This window comes from Aeromonas sp. 603607, assembly GCF_049171595.1.
GTDB classification, from domain to species: Bacteria; Pseudomonadota; Gammaproteobacteria; order Enterobacterales; family Aeromonadaceae; genus Aeromonas; species Aeromonas veronii.
The window spans coordinates 15,738-33,016 of record NZ_JAAKOV010000009.1 but is presented as its reverse complement, the minus strand read 5'-3'; the positions used below and the strand labels follow the sequence as shown (position 1 = coordinate 33,016).

Here is a 17,279-nt window from a genome sequence, read left to right as displayed (position 1 = left end):
TCCCATTAGAGCCCCCGTTCTGCCGATTGCTGGCGATAACGCTGGGGTGAACATCCCAGCTCCCGGTTGAACATGGCGATAAAGGCCGAGGTGGAGCCGTAACCGAGCCGCCAGCTGATCTCCTGAATGGGCATGTCCCCCTTGAGCCAGGCCAGCGCCTTGAGCAACCGCAGCCGCGCCCGCCACTGACCGAAACTCATCCCCAGCTCCCGCAGGCAGCGCCGCGCCAGGGTGCGCTCTGTGGTGTGCAGTTGTCCTGCCCACTGGGCCAGAGTACGGGGATCGGCAGGATCGCTGTGCAACGCCGCCAGCATAGGAGCCAGCAGCTTGTCCTGACTCATCGGCAGGTAGCTCTCCTGACAGCGGGTGCGCGCCAGTCGCTCCACCAGCAACTCGGCCTGACGCTGATCCCACTCATCCGCCATATGGCTTACCCGCCGTTCGCAAAAGTCGCTCAGCAGGGCGCGGATCAGCGGGGTGAGCAGTAGCAATCTGGGCTCTGACGGCAGCTTGGCCGCCAGCTCGTGGCTGACGTAGATGGAGGTGTAGTCGAGGGTCTGCTCGTTGTAGGAGGTATGGTCGAGCTCCGCCGGCACCCAGATCAGATAGTCGGCAGGGGCCACCAGTCGCTGATCACCCAGCTCTATCTCCATGATCCCCAGACTGATCATGTTGAGCTGGCCCCAGGGGTGGGAGTGCAGCACGGTCGCGCTGTCGGCCAGCATCTGCTGGTAACTGAAATAGAGCGGATTGGGAGCGGGCAGAACGACATCTACCGGCTGAAAGTGGTGAGTGGCCATCAGCGCCCCTTGTCAGCGAGAGAGAGGAGCAGGCGTGATGCAACGCCCTGTTGGCTCGGTCGCCGGCACAGGCCAAAAGCAGCCACCAGTTGCGGGCAGACGCAGCCCGTGTGGGCCGGAAAAAGGTGCATCAGAAAGAGTTGTCTTTTCTGCTGGGTCATCTGTCTGTTTTACGCTACTTGATAATATAAAGACAAGGGTAGACTTGGCCCCCTGTTAATAAGGAGCCTCTGATGCGAATCTTTTCCCCTCTTCTCTTTCCGCTGATGGCGGTGCTGATCTGGGCTACCAATACCGTGGTGTCCAAGGCGGCCGCCAGCGTGCTCGACCCCGCGGCTATCTCCTTCTATCGCTGGGTGATCGCCGCTCTGGCACTGACCCCCTTCTGCCTGCCGCAGCTGTGGCGCCGCCGTAGCGAGGTTCGCCCCTGGTTCGGCAAGCTGCTGGTGCTGGCGGCGCTCGGTATGGTGCTCTACCAGTGCCTCGCTTACTACGCTGCTCACAGCACTTCGGCCACCAATATGGGGGTGATCGGCTCCCTCATTCCACTGCTCACCCTGCTGCAAGGGGCGCTCTTCTTCGGCCAGCGTCCCGGCAAACAGGCACTGCTCGGCATGAGTATCTCCCTGTTCGGGGTGCTCTGGCTGCTTGGCAAGGGCGAACCGCTCGCCCTGCTCCATAACGGCATCAACCCGGGGGATGGCATGATGTTGCTCGGCTCCGCCAGCTACGCCCTTTACGGCCTCTTGATCCGCCGCTGGCAACTGCCGTTTGGCCCCTGGCTCAACCTCTACATGCAGATCCTGCTGGCCGTGCTACTGCTGGTGCCGCTCGCTCTCAGTGCCGACTCGATGGCGGTGCCGGCCGAAGGGTGGGGTCTGGTGCTCTTCGCCGGGCTCGCCTCCTCCCTGCTGGCGGCTTACTGCTGGATGCGCGGCCTCGCCTGTATGGGGGCAGAGCGCACCTCGGTCTTTATGAACCTGATGCCGCTCTGTACGGCACTGATCGCCGTCGTCAGCCTGGGTGAACCGATCCACGGCTATCACCTGCTGGGGGGCGGGCTGATCCTGGGCGGGGTGATGGCCTCCCAGCTGAAGGGGCGTGCACCGGTAGCAGAACGGGAAGCCGCCTGAGAACCAACATCGTCCGGAAACAACAAGGGAGCCATGGGCTCCCTTGTTGTTTCTGCAATACACGCCAGTGAGCACCTCAACCCGCCCGGCGCCAGCGGTAGCGCCGCTCCGGCCGCCCCCGCTGACCATAGTTGAGATCCACATCAACCCGGTCTTCCGACTCCAGATACTCCAGATAGCGGCGCGCCGTGGTGCGGCTGAGGGAGAGTCGCAGCGCCACCGTGTCGGTGGAGAAGACGCTCTCCGGCTCACCCGCCAGCAGGTCCAGCACCTGACGCAGGGTGATGCTGTCGATCCCCTTGGGGGTGACGCGCATCTCCTTAATCTGGGAGCGCCCCCCCTTGCCCAGCAGCTTGTCGAGATCTTCCTGCTCCAGCCGACCCCGCTCGCACAGACGGCTGTGCAGTTGCAGGATCTCGTCCAGACTCTGCTGGATGCGAAACAGCCGCAATGGTTTGATGACGTAGTCATGAACCCCCAGATTGAGGGCCTGCTGGATGGTCTCCACATCCCGCGAGGCAGTCACCATGATGACATAGGCTTCGCGGTTGTGACTGCGCAGGCGGCTCACCCACTCAAGGCCGGAGCCATCGGGCAGGGAGACATCCACCAGCAGCAGTTGGGGCACCACACCGGCCATCATGGCATCGGCCTGGGCCAGGGTGCCGGCCCGCCCCAGCAGGGAGAAACCGGGTGTCGCCGCCACCAGTTCTGACAAGATGGCACCGATCCGATCGTCATCTTCAATAACAAGCGTGATTATTGGGTCCATGGCTCACATTAATTGGTTTTTATTCAAGTAGATACCAAACAGGGTGGTCTGCTCGGCGGTTCGCCGCCATTCTATCACACCCTCGTGCCGACCCACGGTCTCCTTGACCAGGAACAGACCCACCCCGTGATCGCCGCTCTGGCGACTCACTCCGTAATCGAACAGATGATCGGCCAGCTCCTCGTCGACCCCCTCGCCGCTATCCTCCACCTCGATCACCAGTCGCCGCCCCACATCGCACAGAGAGAGCAGCACCCGGGGCGGCCGCTGCTGGCGGTTGCGCCAGGCCGCCTGCAGGCCGTTGTCCAGCAGGTTGCCAATGAGGGTGATGAGATCGGCCGAGACCGAGGCCGGATACTCCGCCAGCGCCGAATCGGGATCGAGCTCCAGGGTCACCCCCAGCTCGCGAGCCCGGCTGAACTTGCCGAGAATAAGCCCCGCCACCGGCTTGTTGTCGATCAGCCGCAGCAGCTCCTGCAGCATGGTCTGGCACGCCTCATTCTCCTGCTGGATCAGCTCCACCGCCTGATCCACATGGCCCAGTTGCAACAGGCCGGAGAGGCTGCTCAGCTTGTTGGCGAACTCGTGGCTCTGCATCCGCAGCATCTCGGCATACTGGCGCAGGTGGGTCACCTGCACCCCCAGACTGGCAGCTACCTCCGGACGGCTGAAGATCAGCAGCCGCCCCGGTGCCTTGCCCTGCACCGCCTGCCAGCGACCAACGAAGGACTCCCCCTGAATGGTGAAGCTCACTTCCCCACCTTCCTGCTCCAGACAGGGGGCAAGGGGCGGCACCAGCTCCGCCAGCGACTGCCCCTGCAGGGCGTGGCGCCCGGTGACCGGCAGCCGCAGCTGATAGCTGGCGGTGCTGTTGATCATGTTGATGTTACCGCGGCCATCGAGGGCGATGACCCCTTCGGTGATGTGCTCCAGCACCAGATCCTGCAGGGTGAAGCGGCGCACGATCGCCTCCGGCTCCAGATCGAGCAGGGTCTTGCGCAGCAGATATTGCACCCAGAGTGCCAGCAGCAGGCCGCACCCCAGCACAGCAACGATGGCGCTGATGAGCAGGGCCACCCGCTCCATATAGATGCCCTCCACCTGCTGCATCAGGTAGCCCACCACCACGGCCCCCATGACGCGCCCATCCCCGCCCACCACCGGGGAGAAGCAGCGGATCGCCGGCCCCATGGTGCCCCGATCCTTGGAGCAATAGCTGCGCCGCTCCTGCAGCGCGGGCCAGATATCCTCGCCGCGGAACTTCTGCCCCACTAGCTCGGGGTTGGGGTGGCTGAGGCGGCGACCATGCTCATCGGTCACCACCATATAGGTGGCATCGGTGCGGTTGCAGACCGCCTCCACATAGTCGCGCAGGGTAGGATCACTGCCCTGACGCAGAGCCTCGACCACCCGGGTATCCGCCGCCATCACCCGTGCCAGATCGCTCCCCTTATCCTGCAGATTGCTCTCCAGCAGATGACGGATAAAGAGGGCCAGCAGGCTGCCCAGAATGAGGATCAGCAGCAGGGAAAGTCCAAGAGAGAGGGTGACCAACTGGTGGCGAAGTTTCATGCACATACCTTAAAACGTCAGGACGCTGCCCAATAGTGCGGATGCCACCAGGTCTGGTCAATCAAAGGTGCCGGATCGCCGACAAAATCGGCCAATCCTTCCTCGCGGGCACAGAGTGCCACCGCTCTGGCGACGGCGCGGGCCACCTCTCCCACCTGCTCGATGGGGGGTAGCAGCCTACCCGCCACCAGCGGATAGGCGCCGACAGCCCGCACCGCGGCCAGCAACATGCCATCGCTGATGCGGCGCGCCTTGACGGCGCAGGCACCGAGACCAATCCCCGGGAAGACATAGACATTGTTGCACTGGGAGACTACCCGCCGCTCCCCGGCCACCGTTACCGGCGCAAAGGGGCTGCCGGTGGCCAGCAGGGCGCGGCCATCTGTGTCCGCCCACACCTGCTCGGGGGTAGCCTCGGCACTGCGGGTCGGGTTGGAGAGTGGCAGGATCACCGGCTGATCGCACACCTCCCCCATCGCCTGCAACACCTCGCCAGTAAAGAGGCCGCCCTGACCGCTCACCCCGATCAGCACCGCCGGGCGCACCTGACGGATGGTCTCCAGCAGCGAACTGCTCCCCTCCTCCACGGCACGGGCAAACGGCTGTTGAGCGCGAGTCAAGTTGGGACGATCGGCGCAGACCACCCCGTCCTGATCAAACAGCCAGACGCCGTCGTGACTCCCCGCCAACTGGGCCAGCATGGCGGCGATGCCGCAACCGGCAGAACCCGCGCCGACGATCAGCACCGGGGCATCGCACAGGGCTGTACCCGCCTGCTGCAACCCGGCCAGCACGCAGGCGGAGGCAACCGCCGCCGTGCCCTGAATATCGTCGTTGAACATGCAGAGCTCGTCCCGATAACGGGTCAGCAGGTTGGCGGCATGCTTGCCTGCAAAGTCTTCAAACTGCAGCACCACCTGCGGCCAACGCTTGCGAATGGCGGCCACCACCTTGTCCATGAAGTGGTAGTAGCTCTCGCCGTCGATGCGCGGGGATTGCCAGCCGAGGTAGGAGTCATCCTCCAGCAGCTCGGGGTTGTTGGTGCCCACATCGACACAGAGCGGCAGGGTGCGCGCCGGATTGATGCCGCCAGCAGCGGAGTAGAGCGCCAGCTTGCCGATACAGATCCCCATGCCGCCAATACCGAGATCGCCGAGCCCCAGCACCCGCTCGCCATCGGAGATGACGATCACATCCACCTCCTGTTCCACCGACTCGAGGATGTCGTCAAGATCGTCCCTGTCATGCCAGGAGAGATAGAGCCCGTGGCTGCGCAAATAGAGGTCACTGTGGCGCTGGCACGCCTCCCCCACCACCGGGGTGTAGATGATTGGCAGCAACTCCGGCAGATGGTGGCGCACCAGATCGTAGAACAGCACCGGGTTGTCCTCCTGCAGCTGACGCAGCAGCAGATGCTGGTCAAACGGACTCTGCATGGCGCTGACCAACCGATAGATCCGGCGCCGCTGCTGGGAGAGGGACTCCTCCTTGTGGGGCATACGCCCCCGCACGCCCTGACGCTTGCGTTCTGCATAGGGCAGGCTGGTGCCCATCATGATGTCGTTCATTTTGTTTGTTCCTCAATCCGGTATCAGGCGAGCAGGGAGATAAGAGCAGTAGCCAAGATCAGCATCACGGCGCCGCCAAGACGGGAGGAGATCTGGGCAAAGGGCATCAGCTTCATCCGCTGGGCCGCCGAGAGCACGGCTACGTCACCGGTGCCCCCCATGTTGGCCATGCAGAGCCCGCCGGTGATGGCCGCCTCGATGGGATAGAAGCCGATCATCCGGCCCACCAGTGCCGCGCCGAGGGCGCCACCGATCACGGTGACCATGACCAGCACGAAGTAGCTGATGGAAAAAGCGCTGATCAGCTCCGGAATACTGGTATAGGCGACGCCGATCCCCACCAGCAGGGAGGGAGTGAGGTTGCTCACCACAAACTGATACCAGTCGGCAGCCGCCTGCTCATAACGGCGCGGCAGCAGGCCGCTCACCTTGATAAAAGCGACCGCCAGGATCATCAGGGCGAAGGGGTGCATGGGGATAAAGTTGCCAAGCAGGGAGCCCAGCACAAACATGCTGGAGCTGATGAAAAGGCCCATACCCAGACTCTGCAGGGTCGGCGCTTCGGCCTGCTCGTCAGCAATGCTATGGCTATTCTCTTTGACCATCAGCTTGCCGTTGCCGGTCAGGGAGGGGTAACGGCGACCAAGGCGCGCCAGCAGGGAGCCCACCAGAATGGCCAGGGTATTGGCGATCACCACCGCCGGTACCATGCGTGACAAGAGATCCGCACTGGACATCTGCATGGGGCCGGAGAGGATCTCCACCAGAGGCACCGCTCCAGCCCCCATGCCACCGCCCATGATCGGCAGGCCGATCAGCAGCACCGCATTCTTGAAGCCATATCCCATCAGGGAGCCGACCAGCCCCACGCTCAGCAGCGCCAGTGCGACGCCGCCAAGAATGACCGGCAGGTAGCGCATGGCGGCATTTTTCAGCAAAGCGCCGCTCATGCCGAACACCGAACCGGTTACCAGACTGGCGATAAAGAAGTTGAGAAAGCCTCCCTCCTTCATGAAGTGGGTGATAACCTGTCCCGCCTGCACCGGCAGCAGCTGGTATTCGAACAGGGCGGCACCGCCGAAGATGGCGAGGATGGTGCCGCCACCCAGATATTCACGGATCGGCATGATCCGCTCCCCCAACTCGGTCAGCAGGGTGCCCAGCACGAACATCAGCGCCAGCGCACCGACCATGCCCAGCGGCAACGAGCCATTCCAGCCGGAAAAGAGAACGCAGGTCGCCAACCCCAGAAATATAAAGAGCGGCATACCGGCAATTTGTTGGCCGCCCATAAAGGCGGCCTTTTCTTGTGTGGTTTGTAGGGGTGAGAGGTTTTTCATTGTTATGGACTCTGCGTGTGATTGTGGCCGCTACTTTATTGATCCCCCTCGCCCCTGTCGGTTAACCAGATTGCAAAGCCATATAAAAACATTAAAAACTTAAACATCATGGCGCCACCAACGTGCGCAGCACAATAGAACAACAGACATCCGATACCCGACCAAGTCAGGAAATAGGGCGATAAAACGAGCGAGCCCAATGACGGATATTGGGATGATCAGAAGTAATAACGATGCGATGATCTCTCCCCCTTCGGAGAAATAACAGAGCCAGATGACAAGCTCTGCGACCATTTATCGTCACAGCTCCGGTGAGTGATAAGCAGCGGGCAATGTCATCGCCATAGCGCGACTGCCACGGCGTGCCACATCAGGGTTTGAGTCAGCATATATGAAGCCTCACGATGAAAATGGTGAGGAGAAAGATGCAAAAAGGGGAGATTGAAATAGTGATGAGTCAAGCCAGCGAATACCAGAGCACTGGCTTGAACTCACAAGGATCACACACGGTCAGGTCTATTCTGCCAACAGCAATGGAATATTGGCGGGGTCAAAATCATGACTGATATCGGTACTTCTGATAACGCCTTCCCGATTCACGCCATGGTGTGACTCTGCACCATATTCCCCATCACTCAACAGAGCTTCAATTGCCAGATACACACATCCACTGTCATATCCATCCACAACCCGTTTCCCCCTTTTTTTATAACCCCATCAATATTAGCGGATAAAAAAAGAGCTGCTCACTGAAGCTGAAAATTTCATGAAAATAATCGCCGGATATCCTCCATTCACGGCGAAATATCCGAAGCGGCAAGAGAGCCTCGAGTGGATCAGCCCCGAGAATAATATCAGGGGCTCGAACGATGCTAACTCGCACCAGCGAAAAATCCGACCAGAAACATGATCCGTATCACACTATTTACTTAGCCTGCTAAACAAGTATGATACTTAGCAGGCTAAGTACATTGAGGATAAGAAGATGACGGATCTGGAAAGGTTGCGCGAGCTGTCGCTCGCCGAGCAGATAGCGCGGATGCACCGGCTATGGCGTACTGCCGCCGATCTGGAACTGGCTCCCCTTGGCCTCACCCATCCCCGCTGGACCGCGTTGTGGAAGCTCTCCCGCATGGGGAACCATGTCAGCCAGAAGACCCTGGCCGAAGCCCTCGAGATAGAGCTCCCCTCCCTGATGCGCACCCTGGGCCAGCTGGAAGAGCAGGGACTGATTGAGCGTCACTGCTGCAGTCAGGACAAGCGGGCCCGCATCGTCTGCGTGACCCCGGCTGGCCAGACCCTGCTCGATCAGATCGCCGACCGCATCATGAATATCCGCCGGGAGCTGCTGGGGGGCATCGACGAGCAGACCCTGCAGCTGTTTGAAGCCACTGTGCAGCGGATCTCGGCCAACGCCCTCAGCAAAATTGAACAACACCACGACCGACAAGCCGGAGGCGATACAAGCCCTCCCGAGACCGACACAGAGAGAGAATAAGATGACCCCGGATCAACAATTTACCCGCTGGATCAAATGGTCCATGGCGGGCTTTGCCACCCTGTTTGCCTATTTTCTGATAGCCGACCTGCTGATGCCCCTCACCCCTCAGGCGATGGCGACCCGGGTGGTCACCAAGCTGGCCCCCCAGGTGAGCGGAAAGGTGATCGAGGTCGCCGTTCACAACAACCAGCAGGTCAAGAAGGGGGATCTGCTGTTCAGGCTGGATCCGGCCCCTTTTGAACTGGCAGTGGAGCAGGCCCGCCTTGCGCTGGCGCAGGCAGAGCAGCAGAACAGTGAACTGGATGCCGCCCTGACCGCCGCCGTTGCCGAGATCAACGCCAAGGAGACGCTGGCCAGCCAGAAGTGGCGCGAGGCTGAGCGCATCGATGCGCTTTACCAACGTCACATGGTTTCGCTGCAACAAAAAGATGAGGCTGACAGCGCCCTGCGCAGCGCCCAGGCCAACCTGCGCGCCAGTCAAGCCAAACTGGCCCAGATCAAGGCCAGTCGTGGCGTAACCGGTGAGGATAATCTGTTGCTGCGCCAGGCCCGCAACAAGCTGGCGCAAGCGCAGCTGGCCCTCTCTTACAGCCAGGTCCACGCGGATCAGGATGGCACCATCACCAACCTGCAGCTCAAGCCGGGCAGTATCGCCAGCGCGGGCAGCCCGCTGCTGGCGCTGGTGTCGGAACAGGTGGACGTCATTGCCGATTTTCGGGAGAAAAGCCTGCGCCATGTCGGCGAGCAAACCCGCGCACTGGTCGCCTTCGATGGCGAGCCGGGTCAGCTCTATCCTGCCCGGGTAAGCAGTCTGGATGCCGGAGTGAGCGCCGGTCAGTTTGATGCCAATGGTCGACTGGCCGCGCCGGTGGAGTCTGATCGCTGGGTACGGGATGCCCAGCGGATGCGGCTGCACCTCGAGCTGGACCAACTCCCCGACCATCTGCCAGCCGGGGCGCGGGCCACGGTACAACTGCTGCCGGACAATGCCCTGACCGCCATGCTGGCACGGGGCCAGATCCACTTGCTCAGCCTGCTCCATTATGTCTACTAACCACGCCACTCACCCGTCGGTCAATACTGCCCCAGCCCACCCCGCCGGTGGTGCTGCCACTCACCTCTGGTATCGGCCCCTCACCGGCAACGAGCTGCGCCAGTGCCTGCGCATCGCCTTTGGCTGCACCACCGGCTTTCTGCTCTGCAAGCTGTTTGGCTGGAATTACGGGGTCTTCTATACGGTCACGCCGGTGCTGCTGCTGGGGATGGTGCCGGTGATGAATGGCCATGCCGCGCGCCAGCTGATCGCGGCGGCGGTGGTCTGTGGGGTGGAGGTCGGGCTGCTGGGAGGGCTGTTTGGCAGCCATCCGGCGCTGATGACTCCCATCGCCTTTCTGCTGTTTCTCTACCGCTTCGCTGCCATGTCGCGGGGCAGCCTGTTTCTGTTCGGGGCCAACGGGGTGCTGAGCCTCAGCATCATGCTGCACTTTGCCAGCTATCCGCAGACCGACCTCAACGACCTGATCCTCAACAATATCTGGGCGAGCGTGCTGTCGGTGCTAATCGCCTATCTGATGACCATGCTGATCCCGGATGTGGAGGCCAGACCCAAGCCCGCCTCGGCCCCCAAGTCGCCGCACCGGATGCGCCATGAAGCCCTGCTGGGGGCCACAGTGGCCACCCTGTCGTTTCTGGTATTTCAGGTGTTTGACCTGCGCGACTCCATGTCTGCCCAGGCTACGACCCTGCTGGTGCTGTTCCCCATGCACTGGAACGGTGCGCTGAGTTATGCCCGCAAACGGGCGATGGGCACCTTGCTGGGGGTCACCTTCGGCTTGCTCGGCCAGCTGCTGCTCTATGACTGGTCAGGGCAACTGTTGCTTGTCGCTCCACTGCTGTGGCTCGGCGCCATGTTGTTCAGCCATGCCCACGTCAAGGAGGCTGGTGGCTCCGGGGTCGGCTTTGGCGCCCTCACTACCCTCGGCATCCTGTTTGGCCAGTACCTCACCCCGGGCAACGATCTGGTGTTCAGCGCCCTCTACCGGGTGAGCAGCATACTGTTTGCCATCGTGGTCACACTACTGGCCTGCTACCTCGTCCACCGGTTGCTCAACCGCTTCGAGGCGACCAGCTTCGGTTATTGATCTCCTGTTGTAAACACTGTTGTCAGCCCATGGATGAGCTCTCTTTCGCCCCGTCGCCTGCCGGGGCTTTTTTTCTCGCCCTCGTTTACCTCCCTCACCAATACTCCTGCCACTACAAGTCAGCGCAGAAGTACGGCTATGCTTGTAAGGCTGCTGTCGATGAGGTGCACCTATGGTCGCGTTGTTAAAAAAATGGCTGGTTTGTCTGATGCTGTTGGCTACCAGCCCGCTCGGGGCCACCCCGCTTGTCATTGGTGCCGAAGATGACTGGGCCCCCTACTGCGAGCGCGACAAGGACAATGAGGATGACCAGCCCCACGGACTGGCGCCTGAGCTGGTCAAGGCGGTGTTCGCCGCCGAAGGGATCGAGATTGTCTTTCGCACCCTCCCCTTCGCCCGCTGCATGCACGATGCGAAAAGCGGCAAACTTGCGGGGTGCTTCAACGCTACCATCACCGAAGAGAACCGCTACCAGTACCACTGGCACGATACCCCCATGTTCGAGGAGGATCTTGCCATCTTCGCCCTTGCCAGCGACCCGCAACGGGATCTCAAGCTCACCTCGCTGGAAGGCAAGCGGGTGGGCATCACCCTCGGCTACACCTACCCTACCGATTTTATGGAGAACCCCAGGATCACCCGCTTTCAGGCCAAATCCGATGCCCAGATCCTCGAGATGCTGGTACGTGGCCGGGTCGACTACATCCTGATGAACGGCATGCCGGGCTACCTCAAGATCCAGCAGAAGCAGCTGACCGGCAAGGTGGTCAAGGTTGGCAAGCTCTCCACTGATGGCTTCTGGCTCGCCTTCTCCCGCAACACACCTCAAGGGGAAGCGCTGGCCAAGCAGTTCGAACAGGGGCTGCAGAAGATCAAGAACAACGGCATCTATGAGACGCTGATCCGCCAGTTTGAAACCAGACTTGGCCTCTACTGATTGACGATTCCTTCCTGATAGCGCCCCCTCATACTCGCGCGGTATGCCGGACAGCGAGCGACGCACCGAATGGCCCCGCTGATTGCACAATAACGGCAACCTGTTAGGCTCACGCCCGTATGACACCAATGGAGCTGTAATCATGAATAAGGTACATATGATGGCCGCTGGTGCGCTGGCCCTCGGCCTGCTTGCTGGCTGCAATCAGGGCAATACCCTCTCAGTCACTGGTGGCGAACCGGTCAGTTACCAGTGCGAGCAAGGCAAAAAGGTGCAGGTGCGCTACTTCTCCCTCTCCGACGAAAGCCTCAACTTTATCAAGCTGTCACTGCCGGACGGCAAGGATTACACCCTGCCCCAGGCCATTTCGGCCTCCGGCGCCCGCTATACGGACGAACATGAGGCCGTCTGGTGGAACAAGGGGGATGAGGGCTTTGTCGAGCTGCGGGATCAGGATGGCGAGTGGCAGACCGCCTACAACGACTGCAAACAACAATAAACGTGACCCCGGCCTGGCCGGGGTCTCTCTTTCTCTGGCATCAGAGTGATGGGGGATCAGTTGATCTCGATCTCGAAGCGGTTGGTCACCTCGACCGGAATGGCATCCGGGTTGCCCTCTGCAGGGCTGTAGCGGATCCGCGAGAGGGTCGCCAGCGCACTCTGCTCCAGCTCGCCGGGGGGCTCGGCCGCTACCACTTCCGGCTTGACCGGCGTGCCGCTGGCGTCGATTTGATAGCGAACTTCCACATACCCCTTGACCGGCTTGGCCGGCAGGGCTGGCTCGTCATTGCCAAGCCATGACCACTGCTTCTCCTGAACCCAGTAGCTGGACAACTGCTCGAGAGAGATAGCGATCGGAGCGCGCTCGTGCGCTACCTCCTGACGGGATGAGCACCCCAGCAACAGTGTCACTGCCAGACCTGACCATACTGCGACTTTCCACTTCATGTAACGCTCCTTGTTCTCTGCCGGTGCTTGTTGCCGGACTGCAGGGCGCTCAACGCGGCCCGCTTGGTCAGTCACCCATCCTAACGAAAAAGTATTCGTATGAACATGAACAAAAGGGCCAACCCCGAGAGGTTGGCCCTTTTATCGTCAATGAGCTCACTAACCAGCCGCTGGCATCAGCCGCGCTTGTCACTCACCACCAGCCAGAGCGCATGCACCATGCCCGGCAGACCGCCCATCAGGGTCAGCACTATGTTGATTAAAAAGTGCAGGCTAAAGCCCACCTGGATAAAAGCGCACACAGGGGGCAGGAAAATGGCCAGCAGGATCTTGAGCAGATTGTTCATCTCGGCTCTCCTTTTCAAAAATGTCGTCAGGATTGGAATGGGCTAACCATAAACATCCCGGGCTTCAACTGCAAACCAGACAGGGAATTCGCTCACCCGCATCACGCCAGGCGTTGAGGTCGTGGATCTGCTGATTGCTGCTGCCACGCCAGAGCAGGCCCGGGTCTGCCAACGCCTTTTCAAACTTGCCATCCACCAGCACATCCAGCAAGGCCACCAGCTCGCGCTGGGCCTCTGACAGTTCGCCGAGCAGATAACCGGTCCAGCACCAGATATCCTTGCCCGGACACTCGGCGCGTACCCGTTTCACCAGCGCCAGCACGTGGGGCACGTTGGCCGGGTGGAGCGGATCGCCGCCGGAGAGCGACAGACCTCGCCGTTTGATGCGGCTGTCGTTGAGGTCGCTAATGACGCGATCGCTCATCGCCTCATCAAACGGCTTGCCTCCATCGAGCCGCCAGGTGCTCTGGTTGTAGCAACCCGGGCACTGGTGCTCGCAGCCCGAGACAAACAGGGTGGCACGGGTGCCGGGGCCGTTGATCACATCGACCGGGTAGTATTGGTGGTAGTGCATCGCATGTTTCCTGCCTCGTTCACGGGACAGCGGCATAACTGCCGCCCTCCAATGAAAATGGCCCCTTGAGTCAGGGGCCAGCTCTTCATCGCCTGTGCGCTTACATATGTTTGACGCGGCGCTTTACTTCTTCCTGCTTGCCCGCATTGAAGGGGCGCGCATCGGGGCTACCGAGGTAGCCGCAGACACGGCGGGTCACCGACACCTTGGCGGGGTCATGGTTGCCGCAGCGCGGGCAGGTAAAGCCCTTGGAGGTGCACTCGAATTCGCCGGTAAAGCCGCAGTCGTAGCACTCGTCGATGGGGGTGTTGGTACCGTAGTAAGGCACCTTGTCATAGCTGTAATCCCAGACGTTTTCGAGCGCTTCCAGGTTGTGCTGGATGTTGGGGTATTCGCCGTAGCAGATGAAGCCGCCACTGGCGATGGGCGGATAGGGCGCCTCGAAGTCCAGCTTGTCGTACGGATTGACCTGCTTCTCCACATCGAGGTGGAAGCTGTTGGTGTAGTAACCCTTGTCGGTCACGCCGGATACCACGCCAAACTCCTTGGCGTCGATGCGGCAGAAGCGGGTGCAGAGGTTCTCGCTCGGGGTGGAGTAGAGGCTGAAGCCGTAGCCAGTCTCCTCTTTCCACTCGTCAATGGCTGCCCTGAGACGGGCGATGATGGCGATGGCCTTCTGTTGCAGCTCAGCGCTGTCAAACAGGTGCACCTTGTCACCAAACAGGGCGTTGATGGTCTCGTGAACCCCGATATAACCGAGGGAAATGGAGGCACGACCGTTCTTGAAGATCTCGCTGACGTTGTCGTCCGCCTTCAGCCGCACGCCGCAAGCCCCTTCCATATAGAGGATCGGAGCAACCCGCGCTTTCACCCCATCCAGACGGGTGATGCGGTACATCAGCGCCTTCTTCGCGACCCTCAGAGAGGCATCCAGACGATCCCAGAAGTCCGCTTCGTCACGGGATTTCAGGGCAATGCGCGGCAGGTTGAGGCTCACGACACCCAGGTTGTTGCGACCTTCGTGGATCAGCTCGCCATTCTCCTCGTAGGCACCGAGGAAGGAGCGGCAACCCATGGGGGTCTTGAAGGAGCCGGTCACTTTCACGACCTGGTCGTAGTTGAGGATGTCCGGATACATCCGCTTGGAGGCACACTCCAGCGCCAGCTGCTTGATGTCGTAGTTGGGATCGCCCTGCTTGTGGTTGAGGCCATCCTTGATGGCGAACACCAGTTTCGGGAACACGGCGGTCTTCTTGTTCTTGCCAAGGCCAGCGATACGGTTGCTGAGGATGGCACGCTGGATCATCCGCGACTCCCAGCTGTCCCCCAGACCAAAGCCGAAGGTGACGAACGGCGTCTGACCGTTGGCGGTGTGCAGGGTGTTGACCTCGTACTCCAGCGACTGGAAGGCGTCGTAGCACTCTTTCTCGGTGCGAGCCATGGCGTAGGCTTCCACATCGGCAATGCCCCACTCTTCAGCCACTTCACGGTGTTTCTGCCAGCTGATGGTCACATAGGGGGCCAGCACTTCGTCGATGCGGTTGATGGTGGTGCCGCCATAGATGTGGCTCGCCACCTGGGCGATGATCTGGGCGGTCACCGCCGTGGCGGTGCTGATGGATTTCGGAGTATCGATCTCCGCATTGCCCATCTTGAAGCCGTGAGTCAGCATCCCTTTCAGATCGATCAACATGCAGTTGAACATCGGGAAGAAAGGTGAGTAATCGAGATCGTGGAAGTGCAGATCACCGCTCTCATGAGCCTGAACCACATCACGGGGCAGCATGTGGCTGGTGGCATAGTGCTTGGCGACGATACCGGCCAGCAGGTCGCGCTGGGTCGGGATCACCTTGGAGTCTTTGTTGGCATTCTCGTTGAGCAGGGCGGCATTGGTCTGCTCAACCAGACCGCGGATCTCCTGCGCCAGACGGCCGCGCGCCTCGCGAGCCTGATCTCTGTCGTGACGATATTCGATATAGGCACGGGCGATGGCCTTGTCGTCGGAAGCCATCAGGTGGTTTTCGACCCGGTTCTGGATCTCGTGGATATCAACTTCACCACGCCCTTCCAGCTCCTGACTCACGGCATTGGCAATGCGGGAGGCGAGTGCCGGATTGGCCTGATTGACCGCTTCCGCCGCACGGCTGACCGCCTCTGCAATCAGCTGGGCATTGAATGGTGCGCGACATCCGTCACGTTTGATCACAACCGGTTTCATGGATTTTCCCCGTTAAAAGGCCAGGCATTTGCCTCTGGCTCACCCTTGTTGGGCCCCCCTCCCGGCATCTCGTCCTGGACGCAAATAAATTCAGCCGAGGCTTGACAAGCCTGGGCTGAAGATAGGAGGGGAACAGCTTATACACAGCTTAATAACACAACATATAGGGATTAAAAACGAATGCGTCCCTATATGTGGTGTCTATTAGGCACCAAAGCGCATCCTCATTTCTTGATCCAGAACAGGTTTTTCAGCGAGCGGGACAGTTCACGACCAACCAAAAAAGAGCCCCATTCAAATCCAACCTCAAGCAGAGTGCGGGCTGGAGTCTGATCCATCAACCCGAAAAAAAATCGCCTCCCACCGCACAGGTTTCGAGATGACAGCGTCAACCAAAACCGCCCATACTGAACAAGAACTCTCTCCCCCTCGACAAGGGATAACCCATGCGCACCTCCCTGCTGTTGCTACTGCTATCAACCCTCTCACTGCCGCTCTGGGCCGCCAACATTCTGGTGATCAGCAGCTACCATCCCGAATACCTGTGGGAGCAAAGCTACAACAAAGGGCTGCTAGATGGCTTGCAGGGGGAGCACAAGATCACCCACTTCTATATGGACACCAAACGCCATCCACGGGAGAAGTTCGACGAGATCGCCCAGCAAGCCATCGCCTTTTATCTGAAGAGCAAACCGGATCTGGTAGTACTGGGGGATGACAACGCCATCAACTATCTGGCCAACGAGATCGCCTCGCTGGGCACCCCGGTGGTATTTCTCGGCATGAACGAGAATCCGCGCCTCAAGGGCTTTGTCGGCCACCCCAAGATCACCGGGGTGCTGGAACGCCCCCTGCTCAAGCGCAACATCAGCGAAATAAGCCAGATGATGGGAGGGCTTGACAAGGCGCTGGTACTGTTTGATTCCAGCAATGTGGCCCTCACCGCTATCGAGGATGAATTCAAGACCCAGACCGAATTGCGAGTCGGCCAGACCCGGGTCAACAGCCAGCTGATGGGGGATTACAGCCTCTGGCAGGAGGCGGTGCTCAACGCCAAGAAGAATGGCTATCAGGCAATCTTCCTCGGCCTCTACCACACGCTGGTCGACGATAATGGCAAGCATGTGAGCGAACAGACGGTGCTGGAGTGGACCAGCGCCAACACACCGGTTCCTCTCTTCTGTTTCTGGGAGTTTGCCGTCGGCAAGGGGATGGCCATCGGCGGGCTGGTACTGGACGGCCACGATCAGGGGTTGCAGGCAGCGTCCCTTATCAACACCATACTGGCGGGCACCCTGCCCCGTACTATCTCCCCGCGAGCGGCCCTGCGCGGCGAATATGTCTTCAGCAAGAGCGAGCTGGCCCGCTGGCAGCTCACTGTGCCCGACAAATGGCACAACAAAATCATGTGGCGTGAGTAACAATAAG

The 17,279-nt window shown here is 60.5% G+C and carries 16 protein-coding genes; 7 read left to right on the top strand and 9 right to left on the bottom strand.

Going from position 1 to position 17,279, the window contains the following annotated elements:
* Positions 1 to 5: 5 nt before the first annotated feature.
* Positions 6 to 800 carry an AraC family transcriptional regulator gene (locus tag G5315_RS10205; RefSeq protein WP_227341120.1) on the bottom strand — a complete coding sequence of 265 codons (795 nt, stop codon included), beginning with the start codon at positions 798 to 800 and terminating at the stop codon, positions 6 to 8.
* Positions 801 to 1,033: 233 nt separating this feature from the next.
* Here G5315_RS10205 and G5315_RS10200 point away from each other — a divergent pair, with 233 nt between their 5' ends.
* A complete protein-coding gene (locus tag G5315_RS10200) occupies positions 1,034 to 1,933 on the top strand; it encodes a DMT family transporter (protein WP_139405952.1) in 900 nt (299 codons plus the stop codon).
* 76 nt (positions 1,934 to 2,009) lie between these two features.
* Here G5315_RS10200 and G5315_RS10195 read toward each other — a convergent pair whose 3' ends face one another.
* The 4 genes from G5315_RS10195 to G5315_RS10180 are packed head-to-tail and all read right to left on the bottom strand — an operon-like array spanning position 2,010 to position 7,185.
* Positions 2,010 to 2,705 (bottom strand): response regulator, encoded by a 696-nt coding sequence (locus G5315_RS10195; protein WP_075115718.1) that lies wholly within the window; start codon positions 2,703 to 2,705, stop codon positions 2,010 to 2,012.
* A 3-nt stretch (positions 2,706 to 2,708) separates the two neighbouring features.
* Entirely contained in the window at positions 2,709 to 4,277 is a 1,569-nt protein-coding gene (locus tag G5315_RS10190; RefSeq protein WP_021229142.1) for an ATP-binding protein, read from the bottom strand.
* 17 nt (positions 4,278 to 4,294) lie between these two features.
* A complete protein-coding gene (locus G5315_RS10185; RefSeq protein WP_421332983.1) occupies positions 4,295 to 5,845 on the bottom strand; it encodes an NAD-dependent malic enzyme in 1,551 nt (516 codons plus the stop codon).
* A gap of 23 nt (positions 5,846 to 5,868) precedes the next feature.
* Positions 5,869 to 7,185, bottom strand: coding sequence for a 2-hydroxycarboxylate transporter family protein (locus G5315_RS10180; RefSeq protein ID WP_421332982.1), 1,317 nt, complete (start codon positions 7,183 to 7,185; stop codon positions 5,869 to 5,871).
* Between the two features lie 985 nt (positions 7,186 to 8,170).
* Here G5315_RS10180 and G5315_RS10175 point away from each other — a divergent pair.
* The 5 genes from G5315_RS10175 to G5315_RS10155 all read left to right on the top strand — a co-directional run bounded on the left by G5315_RS10175 (position 8,171) and on the right by G5315_RS10155 (position 12,263).
* Entirely contained in the window at positions 8,171 to 8,683 is a 513-nt protein-coding gene (locus G5315_RS10175; RefSeq protein ID WP_005349886.1) for a MarR family transcriptional regulator, read from the top strand.
* Between the two features lies 1 nt (position 8,684).
* A complete protein-coding gene (locus G5315_RS10170; RefSeq protein WP_042079833.1) occupies positions 8,685 to 9,740 on the top strand; it encodes an HlyD family secretion protein in 1,056 nt (351 codons plus the stop codon).
* Positions 9,730 to 10,827, top strand: a complete 1,098-nt coding sequence (locus G5315_RS10165; RefSeq protein ID WP_421332981.1) for a DUF2955 domain-containing protein — start codon at positions 9,730 to 9,732, stop codon at positions 10,825 to 10,827. Before G5315_RS10170 ends, G5315_RS10165 begins: the two co-directional genes overlap by 11 nt.
* A 172-nt stretch (positions 10,828 to 10,999) precedes the next feature.
* Positions 11,000 to 11,764 carry a substrate-binding periplasmic protein gene (locus tag G5315_RS10160; protein WP_421332980.1) on the top strand — a complete coding sequence of 255 codons (765 nt, stop codon included), beginning with the start codon at positions 11,000 to 11,002 and terminating at the stop codon, positions 11,762 to 11,764.
* A 142-nt stretch (positions 11,765 to 11,906) separates the two neighbouring features.
* Positions 11,907 to 12,263 (top strand): MliC family protein, encoded by a 357-nt coding sequence (locus G5315_RS10155; protein ID WP_005338437.1) that lies wholly within the window; start codon positions 11,907 to 11,909, stop codon positions 12,261 to 12,263.
* Positions 12,264 to 12,319: 56 nt separating this feature from the next.
* On the opposite strand, the gene G5315_RS10150 is transcribed toward G5315_RS10155, so the two are convergent.
* From G5315_RS10150 to nrdD, 4 genes are all read right to left on the bottom strand, one after another.
* Complete coding sequence (locus G5315_RS10150; RefSeq protein ID WP_108542479.1) at positions 12,320 to 12,712, bottom strand: TonB family protein; 393 nt, start codon at positions 12,710 to 12,712, stop codon at positions 12,320 to 12,322.
* Positions 12,713 to 12,888: 176 nt separating this feature from the next.
* The gene (locus G5315_RS10145; protein WP_005338440.1) at positions 12,889 to 13,059 is read right to left on the bottom strand and encodes a YqaE/Pmp3 family membrane protein; all 171 of its coding nucleotides are present in this window, start codon (positions 13,057 to 13,059) and stop codon (positions 12,889 to 12,891) included.
* 64 nt (positions 13,060 to 13,123) lie between these two features.
* Positions 13,124 to 13,633, bottom strand: coding sequence for an anaerobic ribonucleoside-triphosphate reductase-activating protein (gene nrdG / locus G5315_RS10140; protein WP_247824104.1), 510 nt, complete (start codon positions 13,631 to 13,633; stop codon positions 13,124 to 13,126).
* A 100-nt stretch (positions 13,634 to 13,733) separates the two neighbouring features.
* Complete coding sequence (gene nrdD / locus G5315_RS10135; protein WP_042079841.1) at positions 13,734 to 15,851, bottom strand: anaerobic ribonucleoside-triphosphate reductase; 2,118 nt, start codon at positions 15,849 to 15,851, stop codon at positions 13,734 to 13,736.
* A 446-nt stretch (positions 15,852 to 16,297) separates the two neighbouring features.
* Between nrdD and G5315_RS10130 the strand changes: the two genes are divergently transcribed.
* The gene (locus G5315_RS10130) at positions 16,298 to 17,272 is read left to right on the top strand and encodes an ABC transporter substrate-binding protein (RefSeq protein WP_421332979.1); all 975 of its coding nucleotides are present in this window, start codon (positions 16,298 to 16,300) and stop codon (positions 17,270 to 17,272) included.
* The last annotated feature ends 7 nt before the right edge of the window (positions 17,273 to 17,279 follow it).